This window comes from Amycolatopsis sp. MJM2582 (genome assembly GCF_000754115.1).
Taxonomy (GTDB): Bacteria; Actinomycetota; Actinomycetes; order Mycobacteriales; family Pseudonocardiaceae; genus Amycolatopsis; species Amycolatopsis japonica.
The window spans coordinates 130098-145762 of sequence record NZ_JPLW01000004.1; the positions used below are offsets into that span (position 1 = coordinate 130098).

The window sequence follows — 15665 nt, forward strand, 5'->3', positions numbered from 1 at the left end:
CGTCCCACCGCCTCGTTCTAGATCTTTGATCGGAAAACTTCGCGCACTGAATGCAGTACCCGGAAGTGAACAAAAGCAAACGCGTCACCTTCATCCGCAGGCTCGGCTCAGGAGCTACGGTGCCGGTTTGCGTCTGATCGCGATGACGACGGTGTCGTCGGCGTGCAGGACGATGTCGTGCATCTCGGCGGCGAGGGTGTGCGGGATGGTCGCCGTGGATTCCCCGGCGTGGCGGCGTGCCGCGGCCAGCAGCCGGCCTTCGCCTTCCTGATGGTTTTTGCGGCTTTCGGTCAAGCCGTCGGTGTACAGGAGGAGCAGGTCGCCCGCGGCGAGGGTGCGGCCGACCAGGCTTCCGTTGCCAGGGTCGGGAAATCCGATACCTCGCCCGACGATGGAGGGCACCAGGAGTTCGGTGTCGCCCGCGGCGGTGACGAGGACCGGGCGCGGATGGCTGCCGTTGGCGACGGTGACGTCGCCGGTCACCGGGTCGAGCCGGGCGAGCAGCACGGTCGCCATCAGGCCGGGCTCGATGGTCGCCAGCGTGCCGGCGGCGCGGGCGATCAGATCGTGGAGGGGATGGCCTTCCAGCGCCAGCGTGCGGATGGCGTGGGTGACGGTCAGCGCGTGCCGGGTCGAGGTGACGCCGTGGCCGACGGCGTCGACGAGGGTGATGTGCACGGTCCCGTCGGGCAGCACGAACCAGTCGTAGAGATCGCCGCCGGTCGGGGAGTCCGCTTCGCTGGGCGCGTAGTGCACGGCCAGGTCGAAAGCGTCCACGGGTGGTGGTGGCGGGCGCAGCGCGTCTTCCAGTTCGCGGAAGATCACCGCGTGGGCCTGCCGGAGTCGTTCGTCCCGTTCCTCGAGTTCGACGTACATGGCGAGCACGCCGCTGTTGGTTTCGGCGAGTTCGTGTTTGAGTTCGCGCTGCTCCTGGGCGAGGGTGTCGGCGCGGGCGATGAGCGCGAGCATTTCCTCGCGGGTGGCCAGTTCGTCGTCGAGCGGAACCGGCGCCGCGCCGTGGACGGCGGGGAGGTGCCAGGTCAGGACCGCGCTGTCGCCGGCGTCGGGCAGCAGCGGCAGGGCGTTGCGGTGGTCCTGGCCGACCAGGCCGGGCAACCGGAGAGTGACCGCCAGCCTGCCGTTGCCCGCGTGGGTCGACAGCTCGGGCGGGTGCCCCGCTCGCTCGGCGAGCAGGGTCACCGCGAGGACCAGTTTGGCGCGGTCGTCGGTGGTGACCCCCGCGGCGGCGCAGGCTTCACGAAGGCGGTGGCGTAGCCGGGCGATGGGGGAGCGCGTCATGACGTGCCCGTTCCGGAGCCGACCGCGATCAGGGTGGCGTCGTCGTGCGGGTCGCGGTGCCGGTGGGCCAGGTCGGCGGCGAGGAGTGCCGGGACCGGGAGCGGGCCGAGGGGTGCGGCGCCGCGCCAGCCGGTGCCGATTCCGTCGGTGTGCAGGACGAGGACGTGGTGTTCGGGCAGGTCCACGGTCCGGACGTGGGGGTCCGGCAGGGTGAACCCGACGATGCCGGGCATGCTGAGCAGCGGCCTGCTCCGTCCCGGCGTCAGCACCATGCCGCCGATGTTCCCGACGCCGCAGAATTCGAGCAGGCCGCCGGAGATCCGGGCGAGCGCGACGGCCGCGCCGCGGGTCTGCCGCAGCGACCGGTGCATGGCGGTGAGGTGGTCGCGGAGCGGGCGGCCCGGGTTGCGGTGGAAGACGTCGATCGCGGCCACCGCCGCGTCGCCCGCGGCGGGGCCGTGGCCGAGGCCGTCCACGATGGCGATGGTCCGGACTCCGGGCACGCAGGCCAGTGCCAGGCCGTCGCCGCACCGGTCTTCGCCTTCGCGGGCCAGGCGGACGTGCGCAACGGCCGCGGCCTTGGCGCCGGTGACCAGTGTTCGTGCCGCCGCGGTGGTGCCCGAGGCCGTCGCCGACCGGATCCGGAACTCGGTGGCCAGCCTGCCTACGGCGCCGAGGCCCGTGCCGAGGGTCGCGGTCGTGCTGTGGCCGTCGATGCGCCAGTAGTCCAGGTCGGCCATGCCCGGTCCGGAGTCCGCGGCGTAGATGTCCACGCCGTCCCCGGCGAGGGAGCGGTGGATGAAGACCGTGCCGTCGGTGGCGTGTTTGTCGATGTTGCCCGCCAGCTCGGACGCGATGACGGCCGCGCGCTCGGCCAGTACCTCGGGCAATCCCGTTTCCGCGGCGACCTCCCTGGCGGCGCGCGCCGCCGTGTAGACCGCGCTGATGTGGTCGATGCGGATCTGGCGGGTGAGGTCCGCGACGGTGATGGTCATGGCTTCCAGCGCACGATCGTGACCGTGGTGCCGCGGCCGGGAGCGGTGTCGATGGTGAACTCGTCCACGAGGCGCCGGGTGCCGCCGAGACCGTGCCCGAGCCCGGCGCCGGTGCTGAACCCGTCGGCCATCGCCTGCTCGACGTCGGCGATGCCGGGGCCCTCGTCGCGCACGGTCAGCTTCAGGCCCACCCGGCCCTCTCGTACGACGGTGATCGTCATCGAGCCCCCGCCGCCGTGGATGTAGGCGTTGCGGACCAGTTCACTGGCCGCGGTGACGATTTTCGTCTGGTCGACGATGGAGAAGCCCACGGCGACCGCGCAGGCCCGCACGGCGTGGCGGGCGGTGAGGAGGTCTTCCTCGGCGCGGACGGCGTGTTCGCGCGCGGGGATGTCGCGCCCGGAACCGGTGAGTTCGTCAGGAAGCATGAGGCGCCTCTTCGGCGGCCTCGGCGGGGCGGCGCCACCCCAGCAGTTCCATGGCCTGTTCCGCGTTGAGCGCGGTCTGGACGCCGGTGAGCCGCAGGCCGAGTTCGGACAGGGTGATCGCGACCGCGGGGCGCATGCCGGCGACGATCATCCGTGCCCCGAGCAGCCGTCCGGTGGCGGCCAGCTGCATCAGCACCCGGGCGACGAAGGAATCGATGATCTCCAGCCGGGAGATGTCGAGGATGACCCCGCGGATCCCCTCGTCGGAGATGCGGGTGGTGAGTTCGTCGGTGAACCGCAGCGCGGTGGTGTCGTCCAGGTCGGCCAGCAGCCCGCTGATCAGGATGTCGCCGAGCCGCAGGATCGGCAGGCCCGCGTCCGCCGTCATCCCGTCACCGCGGCGGTGCGGTCGCCGAGCAGCTCCAGCGCGGCGGCGAGGGCGTCGGCCAGCGAGCCGCGGGTCACGATGTGGGAGAGATCGATGCCGAGCTGCGTGACGGTCTGCGCGATCGACGGACGGACCCCGCTGATCAGGCATTCGGCGCCCATGAGCCGCACCGCGCTGACCGTCTGGAGCAGATGCTGAGCCACTGCGGTGTCCACTGTGGACACGCCGGTGATGTCGATGATCGCCACACGGGCTTCGTGGGTCTGGATCGCCTCCAGCAGGCTGTTCATCACGACCTGGGTGCGAGCGCTGTCGAGCGTGCCGATCAGGGGGACGGCCAGCACCTGTCGCCACAGCCGCACCACCGGCGTGGACAGCTCCAGCATCTGCTGGTGCTGGCGGCGGATGATCTCCTCGCGCCCTTCGACGTACACCGAGAAGGTGAGCAGGCTCGCGGCGTCCAGGAGCTGGTTGACCAGCAGTGACGCCTCATAGCGCAGCGCCGGGTCCTCGCTCCGGCGTTCGACCGCGGCCGTGGTCGTGTGTTTCAGCGCGAGGATCGCCGTGGCCGTGAGGGCCGGCGCGGTACCCGCGCGAGCGCGCCGTTCGGAAAGCCCGCGCAGGGCGGAGCGGACCGCCTGGTCACGCTCGACGATCTGGCTCAGCGGCATCCCGATGGCGAGCGCTTCACGGAGCGCACCCAGCAGTTCGGTCGCCTCGCGCCGCAGCGCGGTCTCGTCGAGCCGCGCCGACGAGTCCGCCAGCTGCCATCGAACCCACTCGTCGACCAGCTCGCCTTGGTCTTCACCGAAGATCCGCGAAAGCAGGTCCCGGACGGCGGAGTCGTCCGTCCTCAGCACTGAGGCCTCCCAGGGGCTCCAGGCCGCTGCCCGATATCCACAGCAACCGTTGTCATATGACAATAGTTAGCCTACTGGAGAGAACCGGTCACGCCATACCCGGACCTAGTCGCCCGCCGCGGCCTCACGGAATTCCCGGAGGCCCGTGGCGAGCGCCGCCCTGGTCTCGGGGGTGAGTTTCGCCAGCACGGTCTGCAGGCTTTCCCGCCGCCGGGCCCGCAGATCCCGCAGATACGCGCGGCCACGGTCGCTGAGCCGCAGCGTGATTTCGCGGCGGCTGGCCGAACTGGGGAGCCGTTCGAGGAACCCGACGGCCTCCAGCCGGTCGCACAGGCGGCTCACCAGCGGCGGGGTGGAGCCGAGGACGTCGGCGAGGGCGCGCAGGTTCAGGCCGTCGTGGTGATCGAGCGCCACGACCGCGCGTACCTGGGACGTCGACAGCGGACGCGGTGACGCCTCGCGAGCCCGCTCGAACATGATCTCGAGCAGCTCGGCCGTCTCGGTCACGGCCGCCGCCACCGTCTCGGTGCCGGGCGGCTCGGAGGACCGATTCACAGACCCACTCTCGCATCCTTATGCTGAACTGTCAGCTCAGCTCACCGCGGCACGTCCTGCGACCGGTCCGACGGAGCGGTGCGGACTCATTCCCGTGTACTCGATCCGAGGGCCGGGTTTCGGGCGAGCGGAAGGCAACCCGGTGGACAGATCCTTGGCAGTCGAGCGTGTCCTGCGTGGCGTCCAGCCGCACGCGCTGCTCGACGGGCTGCGCGCGGCGTTGAGCGAACACTTCGGCGCGGGCGACGTCGAACTGCTGATGGCCGACTACAGCCTCACCGAACTGCGGCGAGTGACCGTCCTGCCATACACGACCGAGCCCATGCCGGTGGCCGGCACCACGGCGGGCGAGGCCTTCACCAGCCAGTCGGCGACGTTCGAACGCGGCGAAGACGGTATCCGCGCCAACCTTCCGGTCACCGTGCGCGGCGATCGGCTGGGCGTCCTGGCCGTCACGCTGCCCGAAGAGCCGGAACCGCCGGTGTGGGCCGAACTCGGCCGGTTCGCCGAGGCGCTCGGGCACGAAGTCTTCGTCGCCGATCGTGACACCGATCTGTACGTGCAGGCCCGCCGCTCGTCCCGGCTGACGCTCGCCGCGGAGATGCAGTGGCAGCTGCTCCCCGGTCGCGCGTGCAGCCGGCCCGAATTCGCGCTCGGCGGCCAGCTGGAACCCGCCTACGCCATCTACGGCGACTGCTTCGACTGGTCGGCCTCCGCCCGCACCTTGGCGGTCACACTGGTCAACGGCATGGGCGAGGGAAGCAGCGCCGCCCTGCTGACCAACCTCGCCGTCAACGCGCTGCGCAACGCCCGCCGCGCCGGGATTCCCCTGGAAGCACAGGCGGAACTCGCCGACCAAGCCATCTACGCGCAGCACCGCGGTCAGGAACACGTCGCCACGCTCCTGCTGGAATTCGACCTCGCGACCGGGGGGATCACCGCCGTCGACGCGGGCTCGCCGCGCCTCTGGCGGCTACGCGACGGCAAAGCCGAACGCGTCCACTTCGACGAACAGCTTCCCCTCGGCACCTTCGAAGACACCCAGTACACCGCCGAAACCCTGCAGGCCCTGCCAGGCGACCGGTTCGTCTTCGTCAGCGACGGCGTGTACAACGCGGCCGGACCCCACGGCGAGCTTTACGGCGACAGCGAACTGACCCAGGCCATCCTCACGACCGCGGACCTGCCCGCGGCGCACGTTCCGAGCGCCGTTCTCGCCGAACTGCACGACCGGCGTCACGGCGGGCTGGCCGCCGACGACGCCATGGTCGTCTGCCTCGACTGGTTCGGCTCGAACCCCAGCGCCGACCGGGAATCCGACATCGCCTCCGCGACCATCGAGGAAACATCGGACCGAGTGGCGCCGTCGCGGTAGGAACCGGCCCGGACGATCACGAGAGATCGAAGGGGGCGGGGGAGTGGCCGTCCCAGATCCGGCGGGATGCCTGTTCGGGGTAGGGCAGGGTCTTCGACTCGGTGTCCAGGACGCGGGTGAGGTGCTCGCCGGGCCGGTGGGCGGGCCAGCCCGCGTCGCCGGTGGTGACGAAGCGGACCCATGTCTGCTGGAGTTCGCGGGAGAGCGCGACGGCGTCGGGAGTGGGTTCCTCGCCGATGAGCTGGGTGCCGACGGGGCTGTTCAGCGTGCCGAACGCCAGGGGGACGTCGAGGCTGTGGCAGGCGCCGAGGATGCCGCCGAGGGCGGGGGCGACCCAGCACAGCTCGAACAGGTAGGAGGTGCCGCCTGCCGCGGTGTTCGCCTCGGCCAGCTGCTGTGACGGCATGCGGAAGAGGGCGTCGGAATACAGCGTCTCCACCAGTTCCTCCGGGCTCGCTCGCGGGAACGCGGCGCGGTAGGCCCGCGCGCCGTCCGGCCGCGGGGCGTGCAGTCGCAGGGCGGAGTGGGCGTCCTCCTCGGTGAAGGTGCCGTGCCGTCCGCTGATGACGCTGAAGTACCGGAACTCGTCCCGGGTGTGGCCGACGAGCAGTTCGGTCCCGCTCGCGCGCCCGCCGGTCAGCGCGGGCCACGGCGTTTCCGGGAGGACCTCGCCGTCGACGACGGGGCACAGCGCGGTGCCGGTCTCCGTGAGGCGTCCCCAGCTCTCCCGGTGCGCGTGGAGGCCGGCGTTGAAGGAGGTGAGCTCGGCGGCCAGGCGCCATGGGTCGATGTCGCGCAGGGCCTCGGCGGTGGGGGCCGTCGCGCCGACCCGGTCCGCGAACGCGGCGGTGACTCGCCGTGCCAGCGTGGGCGTGTTGTGCAGCCCCGGGACCGAATGGGCGATGGCCCGCCGGAACAGGCCGCGTGCGGGTTTCATCGTCAGCAGGGCGGCGACCGAGCCCGCCCCGGCGGACACCCCGCCCACGGTGACCCGGCCGGGGTCGCCTCCGAAGGCGGCGATGTTGCGCTGCACCCATTCCAGCGCCGCGATCTGGTCGAGGAAGCCGCGGTTGGGCGGCGCGTCGTCGAGGAAGGCGAATCCCTCCGCGCCCACGCGGCAATTGATGGTCACCACGACGACTCCGGCCTCGGCCAGCGCCGCCGGGTCGTACATCGGGTCGCTCGACGCCGCCGAGAGGTAGCCGCCCACGGGGATCCACACCAGCACCGGCAGTCCCGCCGCGCCGGGATCCGGCGTGCCGACGTTGAGCGTCAGCCAGTCGCTGCCTTGCGGAGACACGTCGATCGGCAGGGACAGCGGCACCACGGGGCCGAACTCGACCGCCTGCCTCGTCCCCTCCCAGCGGTGCGGCGGCGCGGGCGCGGCGAAGCGGAGCTGTCCGACCGGCGGCTGGGCGTAGGGGATGCCGCGGAACACCGCGTGCCCCTGCCGCCGGAGCCCCTGCACCACGCCTTCCGTGGTCCGCACCTTCGGCTGTTCGGACATGACGATTCCTTCCCCTCGGGCGAACCCAGGATTATGGGTCAGGTGTATTATGTCAACTGTATTGGAACGGCATGAGGGGAAGACTGGGCGATGCCGAAACAGGTGGATCACCGCGGACGCCGCGAAGCGATCGCCCGCGCACTGTGGCGGGTGGTGGAGCAGCGCGGCGTCACACAGCTGACGATGCGCGTGGTGGCGCAGGAGGCGGGTATGTCACTCGGGCAGCTGCAGCACTACTTCGCCGCCCGGACCGACATGCTCTCCTTCGCCATGGATTTCGCGTCCGAGCAGACCTCGATGCGCGTACGCCAGGGGATCGAGAAGCTCGGTGACCGTCCGCACCCCCGTGACGTGCTGCGACTGACGCTCGCGGAAATGCTCCCCCTGCACGCCGATGCCCGCGCGACCAGCCGGATGAGTACCGCCTACGTCTTGGAGGCATTGCACGACGAGACCGTGCACGAGCAGGCGCGCCGCGGCCTCGTCCAAGGGCGGGCCCTCGTCGAGCAGTTGGTCCGCCAGGCGATCGCCGACGGGCACATCGACTCCGGCCGCGACCCGGCGACCGAGACCAACCTGCTCCTCGCCCTCACCGGCTTCGCCTCCCTGCTCGAACTCGACGTGATCAAGCCCCAGGACGCACTCGCCGCGATCGACGTGCATCTGGACCGGCTGTTCAGGAGTACGTGATCGCTGTTGTGCCGCGGGTGTTCGATCGACGCTGAAGGCAGCCGGTTCAGTTCGCGCGCAGCATGGCCTTCCCCGCGATCGCCACCCTCAGGTCCACGCCGACTCGCGTCAGGCAGATCCGGCTGGTCGCGTTCGACCAAGACGTCTATGAGCACCTCGCTGCCGTACTGCGAGAACAATAGGCCGCCATCCTCGACGTCCCTTTCGCTTTACATTCCCGCGTCTTGACTCCGACCCCGTCAAGCGGCGAAGACCGCCCGGACGACGGACTCGTCACCATCGATCTCGACCAGGCCGAGCGCGCGGGCGTCTTCGAGGGGGAGGGCGCCTGCGGCGAGTCCGAGGACGCAGGCGGGGACGGCGCGAACGGTGGCGTCGAGTTCGCGGCCATCGTGCGGGTCGACCTCGAAGCCGGAGCGCGTCGCGCGGAGCTGGTAGGGCGGGCCACCGATTTCGAGGCCGATCGTCACCGCGGAGCGGACCTTCACCCGGGCGACGAGCAAGGCGGGAAGGGCGAGCGCGAGCCACTCCGGGCGGAACGAGTCGTCTCCGGGGCCGCGGGTCATCAACGGGGCGGACCAGCGGATCAGGCTCTCGATCGGCTCGCGAAGTTCGGCGCCCCAGGGCGTGAGGGCGTACTCGACCACGCTGCCCGAACCGGCCAGCCGCCGCTCGACCACGCCCGAGGACTCCAGGTCACGGAGCCGGTCGGCGAGGAGGTTGGTCGCGATACCGGGCAGGCCGTCGAGCAGCTCCCGGTACCGGGCGGGGCCGATGAGGAGCTGGCGGACGATGAGCAGATTCCACCGATCGCCCACGACTTCGAGGGAACGGGCGAGCCCGCAGTACTGGCCGTAGCTCCGCATCGAGTTCCCTCTGCTTGTTTTTCTCAAGTGCGCGTGACAAGCTCAAGTGTACCGGAGAGGGGTCGCCATGTCGGATGTCACCGCGAACGTGAGGCCCTCCTGGGTCGACGACGACCTGTTCCCGTTCGAGAGCCGGTTCGTCGACATCGACGGGAACGCCGTCCATTACCTCGACGAGGGATCCGGCCCCACACTTCTGTTCCTGCACGGCAACCCGACCTGGTCGTTCCTGTGGCGCGACGTGATCCGCGCGCTGCGCGAAGACTTCCGGTGCGTCGCCCTCGACTACCCGGGCTTCGGCTTGTCGACACCGAAGCCCGGATACCGTTACTGGCCCGAGGAGCACGCCGACGTGGTCACCGCGTTCGTCGACGCGCTCGGCCTCGAGGACGTCACTCTGGTCGGGCAGGACTGGGGCGGCCTGATCGGCCTGGCCACCGTGCAGCGGCGGCCTGACGTCTTCACCCGGCTGGTGCTCGCCAACACCTGGGCCTGGCCGGTCAACGGCGTCTTCCACTTCGAGTACTTTTCCCGGATCTTCGGCGGCCCTCCTGGCCGTTTTCTGGCCAGGCGACTGAACTTCGTCGTCAACATGTTCGTCCCGTTGGGACATCGACGACGCAAGCCGACCGCACTAGAGATGGCGCATTACCGGCGGCCCATGGACATTCCTGAGCGGCGCCGGGCCTCCGCCATGTTCCCGCATCGGGTCCTCGCCAGCCGTGACTTCTTCGCCGAGATCGAGGCCGGGCTCGCGGACATCGCCCACTTCCCGACGCTGATCGTGTGGGGCGACAAGGACATCGCATTCCGTCCCCGGGAACGTGAACGTCTGGAAGCCACCTTCACCGACCATGTGACCGTGATCGTCGAAGGCGCCGGCACCTACGTGGAATCCGACGCGCCCGAGGAATTCGTGGCCGCGTACCGCGACTGGGCGGCGTCTTAGACGCGGTCGTGGAGGGTGATCCGGTAGCCGTCGGGGTCGGCGAAGGTGAACGTCCGGCCGAAGGGGCCGTCGATCGGCGCGGAGACGATGGTGTGCCCGCCGGCGACGAGCGCGTCGTGAATGGCCTGGACATCCGTGGCGTGGAGCCAGATCGCGGCGCCGATACCGGGCTGCGGGACGGATTCGAGGTCGGTGCCGGGAATGACCTCGCGGAGTGCGAAAGCGATCGGCTTCGTCTCGAAGACGACGGCGTGCGGCGGTCCGGCCGGTGAGCGGACGAGGCCGAGGTACTGCTCGTAGAACGCCTGTGAAGCGTCGAGATCACGCGCTTGCAGCGAGATGAAATCCGGGCCGGTGGCGGGCATGGTCGTGCTCCTTTTCGTCGTGTCAGCATCCTGACATAGCCGAGGGTATGTCAGGATGCTGACACGAGTCAAGGTGGGCGCCGGTCAGCCCTTGAAATAGCCCTTGAACAGGATCTCGCTGATCTTGGTGGTGGTCTCCTGCCCGGTCTCGTAGCCGTTCTGGATGACCTTGGTGTTGTTCATCAACGCGAGGGTGTACCGCTCGTGCGGCCCGACGAAGCCGACCGAGTTCATGATCCAGGAGCCGTCGTCGTTGTCGTCGGACCAGCCGTCCTTGTTACCCGGACGGGCGGCGGGGCCGGCGCCCCAGACGCCCCACTGCTGGTTGACGTCGACGGTGCGCATCTCGTGGACGATGTAGTCGCGGTGATGGCGGGGCAGCTTCGTCAGGACGTGGTTGATCAGCCGGTCCAGGTCGTTCGCGGTGGTCAGGATCCAGCCCCAGTGATGCGGGTGCTGGTCGGTGAACCGCATGTCGGTCATCCCGTAGGACGGGAAGCGCCGCGCGAATTCGGCCTCGCCGCCGTAGCGGGTCCACAGGGTGTGGGCGGCGGCGTCGTCACTGGAGTTGAGCATGCGGTGCATCAGGTCGCGGTCTTCCGCGGTCAGCTGGACGGCACCGGAATCGTTGCGCAGCAACAGGTCGACGACCATGGCCAGCTTCGGCGTGGAGCAGGCCCAGATGAGGGTCCCGGCGTCCGCGCTCCGGTAGACGGCGCCGGTCCACCGGTCCCGCAGGACGATCCCGGTGTCACCGGGCCTGCTGTCGGCGTAGGCCTGGGCGCGGACGATGCGGGCTTGGAGTTCCCGGTCGAAACGGGTCGTCGCGCCCGCGGGCGTGGCAGGTGTCAAGGCCAGTACCACCAGCATCGCGGTCAGGACGGCGGAAAGTCTCTTCATGCGTTCCCCAGGTTTTCGGTAGCGGTTCTTCCTGAGGGACAAGACGTTCGCGGGCGGCCGAGGTTGCCACGGCCGGGCGGCCGGTCATTTTCCGGCCGATGCCGTGTGGACGAAGCCGTCCGGCCGTAGCGCGACCGCGCCGGACCGGTGCCGCCGCAGCCACGCCAGGAGGGTTCCGTCGATGTCGACCACGCCGCCGTCGGCCGGGCGCGTGCCGGGCGCGAGGACGGTGAGCCGGACGGCGTCCCGCTCGCAGTCGAGAGCCACCTCGCCGGTCGCCAGCACGGCCCACCGTCCGCCGAGGACGTCGTCGAGACGACGGCGGGTGCCGCCGGAATCGAGGACCCACGGTTGCGGGATTTTGCGTCCGACCGCGGAAGTGGTGCGGGCACCGAAAAATCCGTCGCGGTACCGGGCTTCCGGCACCCACGAGTGCTTGACCAGCGTCCGGCGCACGAACCGGCGGCGGGCGAGGGGGCGGAGCACCGCGTTGCGCAGCCGGGTGGCGGCGGGGCGGCGCTGGGTGATGAGGCCGCCGACCAGGACGGCCCGGCGGGTCACTTCGCGAACGTGCGGTTTGCGTTCCGCCTCATAGGATTCCAGTACCGATTCGGGGAGTTCCCCGCGGACGACGGCGGCCAGTTTCCAGCACAGGTTGGCGACGTCGCGTACGCCCGCGGCCATGCCCTGGCCGATCCACGGTGGCATGGCGTGCGCCGCGTCCCCGGCCAGGAACACCCGGCCGGCACGCCAGCGCGCGGCGATGCGCACGTGATGGCTGTAGACCACCGCTCGGAGGACCGTGACGTGCTCTGAGGTGATTCCCTGTCGTGCCAACAGTTCCCCGACAGCTGAGTCGGTGACCAGCTCGCGTTCGTCCTCGCCGTCGAGCACCGGGAACTCCCAGCGGTGATGCCCGAGCGGCGTCGGGCAGTCCACGGCGGGGCGACGAGGATCGCAGTGGAAGCGCAACCGCCCGATACCCGGCCATTCCTTCTTGACCGCGGTGTCGATGACGACCCAGCGGGTTTCGTAGGTGCGGCCGTCGAAGCCGATGCCGAGCTGACCGCGGGTGGCGCTGGAGCCGCCGTCGGCGGCGATCACCCAGGAGGCGCGGACCCGGTCGAGCCGGTCGCCGTCGGTGAGCAGCAGTTCCACACCGCCGGAATCCTGCCGGACGCGCAGGCTTTCGCGTCCCAGCAGCAGTTCCACGTTCGGGAAGCGGGCGACACCGGAACGGAGAACGGCTTCCAACGCGGGCTGGTACAGGAATTGCTGCGGCGGATGGCCGTGCCCCGCGGATTCGAAGGCCGCGCTCAGGAACGGGACGCCGTGGTCGTCGACGAAATCGATCGGCAGCCCGGCGAGCATGTCGCGGGTGAGTTCGTCGGCCAGGCCGGTCTGCTGCCAGATCCGCACGACCTCCTCGTCGGTGGAGATGGCCCGCGCCCGGCCGTAGACCTCGGGCTCGCGTTCGATCACCACCACCGAGAGCCCCTGCGCGCCGAGCAGGTTGGCGGCGGTGACCCCGCTGGGGCCGTAGCCGATGACGGCCACGTCGTAATGCGCAATGCCGGACACGGTGTCGTGCCTCCTAGCCTTCGCGAAGTGACCGCACCGCGGCCTGGAATCGGGACATGAGGGTGGTGACGCGCACGCCGGCGGGGGTGTGGCCCCAGAGCGAAATGCCGTCGTAGGTCGTCGGTTCCCAGGTGCGCTCGAGTTCCGGGGTGACGACGACGGGGTTCCAGCCGACCTCCAGCTCGAAACCCGATGGCGTGACGCAGTAGTAGGACAGTTCCCGGTCGTTGGTGTGCTGCCCGATCGACCACGCCATGGCGAAACCGAGTTCGATGACCCGGTGGAAGCTCGCGAGCAGGTCGTCCAGGGTGGCGATCTCGATGTTCACGTGCTGCACCGAGGTGCGGATGGGGTCGATCGCGAGGCCCGCGACGTTGGCGACCGCGATCGAATGGTGGCGTCGCCCGCTGCGCAGGAACCGGATGTTCAGCCTGGCCGGGCCGATCCGCTCGACGATCCGGTCGGACAACCGCAGATCGAGCAGGTCGTCCCAGTACGCGTGCAGCCGCTCGGGCCGGGTGGTGGTGATCGCGAGATGGCCCATGCCGCTCCGCCCGGTCACGAAGGCGGCGTTGAGCATCCGCGGCGCCGTCGTGCTCGTGCGGGCGCGGGTGAAGATCTCGGTGGCGATGCCTTTGGGGCCGGGGAAGCGCCAGAGCCGTTCGACGCCGCGGAGTGCGGCTTCCTCCGCAGTCCCTTCCGTGACCGGCAGGCCGGCCGCCGTGGCCCGGCCGAGGATCACCTCGAAGCTCGTGTGGTCGTCGACCTCCCAGCCCGCGGCGGTGACGTCCTCGGCGGGACCGCGCTGGATCAGGAAACGGCACTCGCGGTCGTCGAGCCGGAACCGGAGCGTGTCGCGGGTCAGCGCGTCGACGTGCAGGCCGATCGCGTCGGCGCCGAACCGGTTCCACTCGGTCAGCCGCCGGGATTCGACGACGACGTAACCCAGCCGCGCGGCGCCGAAGATGTCGGGGCGGGTCATGCCGCGCTCACCCAGTCGAGCAGCAGCCGGTTGAACCGGTCCGCCTGCTCGTACTGGACCCAATGACCGGTCCGGGCGAACAGATGCAGATCGCAGCGGGGCATGGTGCGTGCCAGCCACGGCCCGCCGGAGGGCCGGTTCACCTTGTCGAGGGTTCCCCAGACGGCCAGCGTCGGGATCGCGCAGCGTTCGAGCCGGCCTCTCTGGCGGGTGAAGTCCATCCGCCAGAGGGTGCGCAGGGCGTCGCGGCCGGACGGCCGCCGCAACGGCGGGGCGGCGATCACGGCGGGGTCGATGCTCGCCTGGTAGCGGGATTCGATCAGCTCGTCCGGCACCGATGAGGCGTCGTGCACCAGGTAGTCACGGACGAACGTCGTCAGCTTCGCCCGGCTCGGGCCGTTCCCGGAGTAGTAGTCCAGGAGCGCGTTGAGGCCTTTCGTGGGCGGCTTCCGGGTCGTGCCGATACCGCCGGGTCCCATCAGCACCAGCGACGAGACCCGGTCCGGCCGGTCCAGCGCGAGCCGCAACGCGGCCGCGCCCCCGTAGGAATTGCCGACCACGTGCGCCTTCTCGACATCGAGCGCGTCCAGCAGTTCGCGAACGAAGATCGCGAGATCACCGAACGGATCGGTCTGATCGAGGTCCTTTGTGGACTGTCCGTAGCCGGGCATGTCCGGTACGAGGACCCGATGTCCCGCCGCCACCAGCGCGTCGACGTTGCGCGCGTAGTTCGACAGACCGGTGGCCCCGGGCCCGCCTCCGTGCAGGAGGAGCAGCGGGGGACGCCGCGCGTCGTGGCCGCCCCCGGGCGACACGTCGGCGAGGAAGACGTCGCGGGCGCCGGCACGGACCGTGCGAGTCGAGGTCATATGTCACTCCTGTAGTGATCGATACAATTGGAGCGATCGCTACGGTAAGCTTGAGGCGACGAGACGTCAAGGAAGGGGAAACCGATGAGCCGTGCCCGCCGGATCGACACCCACCAGCACCTGGTCCCGCCGCGCTACGCGGCCTGGATGCACGAGAAAGGCATTCGCCCCGGAGGGGTGGACCTGCCCGCGTGGTCCGAAGGCGCCGCGCTGAAGTTCATGGACGGCAACGACATCCAGACCGGCGTGCTGTCACTGTCGACGCCGGGCGTCTACTTCGGGGACGTCGCCGAGGCACGCCGCTGGGCGCGGGAGATCAACGAATTCAGCGCCGAGGTCGTGGCACGAGAGCCAGACCGGTTCGGGTTCTTCGCCACCCTGACCCTTCCCGACGTCGAGGGGGCCGTCGCCGAGGCCGAGTACGCGCTCGACGTGCTGCACGCGGACGGAATCGTGCTGCTGGCCAACAACGACGGCCGCTACCTCGGCGACCCCGGCTTCGAGCCGCTGTTGCGGTTCCTGCACGAGCGCGGCGCCGTCGTCTTCGTCCACCCCGGCGAACTGCCCGCCCCGGAGGTCCCCGGCATCCCGACGTTCACCGCCGATTTCCTGCTGGACACCACCCGCACGGCGATCAGCCTGATCCTGTCGGGCTCGATGAAGAAGTACCCCGGTATCAAGTTCATCCTCGCCCACGCCGGCGGGTTCGTGCCCTACATCGCCTACCGGATTCTGCTCGCCATGCTGAACGAGAAGAACAAGGCGCAGCAGGCCTGGACGCTGCTCGACCAGAAACACCAGGTACCCAAACAACTTTCGGTGCTGAAGCGGTTCTACTACGACGTCGCCCTGTCGGCGAGCCCGGCCGCGCTGCCCAGCCTGCTCGAAGTCGCGTCACCCGACCACATCACCTACGGCAGCGACTTCCCGTTCGCGCCGCCCGTCGCGATCGGGTTCCTGAACAAGCAGTTCGAGAAGTACCCGCTCGACCCCGGCCTGCGCGCCGCGATCGATCGCGGGAACTCCGAAGCGCTGTTCCCGCGCTTGAAAGGATGA

The 15665-nt window shown here is 70.0% G+C and carries 17 protein-coding genes; 4 read left to right on the plus strand and 13 right to left on the minus strand.

The genetic code is table 11. The annotated features are described in order from the left end of the window. Positions 1 to 114 precede the first annotated feature (114 nt). The 6 genes from ED92_RS25950 to ED92_RS25975 form a co-directional block, all read right to left on the minus strand. The gene (locus ED92_RS25950; RefSeq protein WP_037342885.1) at positions 115 to 1299 is read right to left on the minus strand and encodes a PP2C family protein-serine/threonine phosphatase; all 1185 of its coding nucleotides are present in this window, start codon (positions 1297 to 1299) and stop codon (positions 115 to 117) included. Beyond that, entirely contained in the window at positions 1296 to 2294 is a 999-nt protein-coding gene (locus ED92_RS25955; protein WP_037342886.1) for an ATP-binding protein, read from the minus strand. The genes ED92_RS25950 and ED92_RS25955 overlap by 4 nt, the downstream gene beginning before the upstream one ends. Beyond that, positions 2291 to 2722, minus strand: a complete 432-nt coding sequence (locus tag ED92_RS25960) for an anti-sigma regulatory factor (protein ID WP_016335021.1) — start codon at positions 2720 to 2722, stop codon at positions 2291 to 2293. Before ED92_RS25960 ends, ED92_RS25955 begins: the two co-directional genes overlap by 4 nt. Further along, positions 2712 to 3110, minus strand: a complete 399-nt coding sequence (locus ED92_RS25965; protein WP_037342887.1) for an STAS domain-containing protein — start codon at positions 3108 to 3110, stop codon at positions 2712 to 2714. The genes ED92_RS25960 and ED92_RS25965 overlap by 11 nt, the downstream gene beginning before the upstream one ends. After that, positions 3107 to 3970 (minus strand): STAS domain-containing protein, encoded by an 864-nt coding sequence (locus tag ED92_RS25970; RefSeq protein ID WP_037342888.1) that lies wholly within the window; start codon positions 3968 to 3970, stop codon positions 3107 to 3109. Before ED92_RS25970 ends, ED92_RS25965 begins: the two co-directional genes overlap by 4 nt. A 105-nt stretch (positions 3971 to 4075) precedes the next feature. Beyond that, entirely contained in the window at positions 4076 to 4525 is a 450-nt protein-coding gene (locus tag ED92_RS25975) for a MarR family winged helix-turn-helix transcriptional regulator (protein ID WP_235213367.1), read from the minus strand. A 142-nt stretch (positions 4526 to 4667) separates the two neighbouring features. On the opposite strand from ED92_RS25975, the gene ED92_RS25980 reads away from it, so the two are divergent. Next, the gene (locus ED92_RS25980) at positions 4668 to 5900 is read left to right on the plus strand and encodes a PP2C family protein-serine/threonine phosphatase (protein WP_037343447.1); all 1233 of its coding nucleotides are present in this window, start codon (positions 4668 to 4670) and stop codon (positions 5898 to 5900) included. A gap of 16 nt (positions 5901 to 5916) precedes the next feature. Here ED92_RS25980 and ED92_RS25985 read toward each other — a convergent pair whose 3' ends face one another. Beyond that, positions 5917 to 7407: a carboxylesterase/lipase family protein gene (locus ED92_RS25985; RefSeq protein WP_037342889.1), complete on the minus strand. Its 1491-nt coding sequence runs from the start codon at positions 7405 to 7407 to the stop codon at positions 5917 to 5919. A gap of 90 nt (positions 7408 to 7497) precedes the next feature. Between ED92_RS25985 and ED92_RS25990 the strand changes: the two genes are divergently transcribed. Further along, the gene (locus tag ED92_RS25990; protein WP_037342890.1) at positions 7498 to 8097 is read left to right on the plus strand and encodes a TetR/AcrR family transcriptional regulator; all 600 of its coding nucleotides are present in this window, start codon (positions 7498 to 7500) and stop codon (positions 8095 to 8097) included. A gap of 239 nt (positions 8098 to 8336) precedes the next feature. Here ED92_RS25990 and ED92_RS25995 read toward each other — a convergent pair whose 3' ends face one another. Then, positions 8337 to 8963 (minus strand): helix-turn-helix domain-containing protein, encoded by a 627-nt coding sequence (locus ED92_RS25995; protein ID WP_037342892.1) that lies wholly within the window; start codon positions 8961 to 8963, stop codon positions 8337 to 8339. Between the two features lie 67 nt (positions 8964 to 9030). Here ED92_RS25995 and ED92_RS26000 point away from each other — a divergent pair, with 67 nt between their 5' ends. After that, complete coding sequence (locus tag ED92_RS26000; protein ID WP_037342894.1) at positions 9031 to 9912, plus strand: alpha/beta fold hydrolase; 882 nt, start codon at positions 9031 to 9033, stop codon at positions 9910 to 9912. On the opposite strand, the gene ED92_RS26005 is transcribed toward ED92_RS26000, so the two are convergent. From ED92_RS26005 to ED92_RS26025, 5 genes are all read right to left on the minus strand, one after another. Further along, on the minus strand, positions 9909 to 10277 hold the full coding sequence (locus tag ED92_RS26005; protein ID WP_037342895.1) for a VOC family protein: 369 nt from the start codon (positions 10275 to 10277) through the stop codon (positions 9909 to 9911). The genes ED92_RS26000 and ED92_RS26005 overlap by 4 nt on opposite strands. 84 nt (positions 10278 to 10361) lie before the next feature. Beyond that, positions 10362 to 11177, minus strand: a complete 816-nt coding sequence (locus ED92_RS26010; protein WP_037342896.1) for a serine hydrolase — start codon at positions 11175 to 11177, stop codon at positions 10362 to 10364. Positions 11178 to 11261: 84 nt separating this feature from the next. Continuing rightward, on the minus strand, positions 11262 to 12758 hold the full coding sequence (locus ED92_RS26015) for a bifunctional 3-(3-hydroxy-phenyl)propionate/3-hydroxycinnamic acid hydroxylase (protein WP_052120863.1): 1497 nt from the start codon (positions 12756 to 12758) through the stop codon (positions 11262 to 11264). Between the two features lie 13 nt (positions 12759 to 12771). Next, the gene (locus ED92_RS26020; protein ID WP_052120864.1) at positions 12772 to 13740 is read right to left on the minus strand and encodes a VOC family protein; all 969 of its coding nucleotides are present in this window, start codon (positions 13738 to 13740) and stop codon (positions 12772 to 12774) included. After that, on the minus strand, positions 13737 to 14609 hold the full coding sequence (locus ED92_RS26025) for an alpha/beta fold hydrolase (RefSeq protein ID WP_037342898.1): 873 nt from the start codon (positions 14607 to 14609) through the stop codon (positions 13737 to 13739). Before ED92_RS26025 ends, ED92_RS26020 begins: the two co-directional genes overlap by 4 nt. 84 nt (positions 14610 to 14693) lie before the next feature. Here ED92_RS26025 and ED92_RS26030 point away from each other — a divergent pair, with 84 nt between their 5' ends. After that, entirely contained in the window at positions 14694 to 15665 is a 972-nt protein-coding gene (locus ED92_RS26030; RefSeq protein WP_037342899.1) for an amidohydrolase family protein, read from the plus strand.

Coding starts and splice junctions, on each gene's coding strand:
- ED92_RS25985 (WP_037342889.1), bottom strand. CDS start 7,407: ATGTCCGAACAGCCGAAGGTGCGGACCACGGAAGGCGTGGTGCAGGGG.
- ED92_RS26030 (WP_037342899.1), top strand. CDS start 14,694: ATGAGCCGTGCCCGCCGGATCGACACCCACCAGCACCTGGTCCCGCCG.
- ED92_RS25955 (WP_037342886.1), bottom strand. CDS start 2,294: ATGACCATCACCGTCGCGGACCTCACCCGCCAGATCCGCATCGACCAC.
- ED92_RS26025 (WP_037342898.1), bottom strand. CDS start 14,609: ATGACCTCGACTCGCACGGTCCGTGCCGGCGCCCGCGACGTCTTCCTC.
- ED92_RS25960 (WP_016335021.1), bottom strand. CDS start 2,722: ATGCTTCCTGACGAACTCACCGGTTCCGGGCGCGACATCCCCGCGCGC.
- ED92_RS26005 (WP_037342895.1), bottom strand. CDS start 10,277: ATGCCCGCCACCGGCCCGGATTTCATCTCGCTGCAAGCGCGTGATCTC.
- ED92_RS25950 (WP_037342885.1), bottom strand. CDS start 1,299: ATGACGCGCTCCCCCATCGCCCGGCTACGCCACCGCCTTCGTGAAGCC.
- ED92_RS26000 (WP_037342894.1), top strand. CDS start 9,031: ATGTCGGATGTCACCGCGAACGTGAGGCCCTCCTGGGTCGACGACGAC.
- ED92_RS26010 (WP_037342896.1), bottom strand. CDS start 11,177: ATGAAGAGACTTTCCGCCGTCCTGACCGCGATGCTGGTGGTACTGGCC.
- ED92_RS25965 (WP_037342887.1), bottom strand. CDS start 3,110: ATGACGGCGGACGCGGGCCTGCCGATCCTGCGGCTCGGCGACATCCTG.
- ED92_RS25995 (WP_037342892.1), bottom strand. CDS start 8,963: ATGCGGAGCTACGGCCAGTACTGCGGGCTCGCCCGTTCCCTCGAAGTC.
- ED92_RS26020 (WP_052120864.1), bottom strand. CDS start 13,740: ATGACCCGCCCCGACATCTTCGGCGCCGCGCGGCTGGGTTACGTCGTC.
- ED92_RS25990 (WP_037342890.1), top strand. CDS start 7,498: ATGCCGAAACAGGTGGATCACCGCGGACGCCGCGAAGCGATCGCCCGC.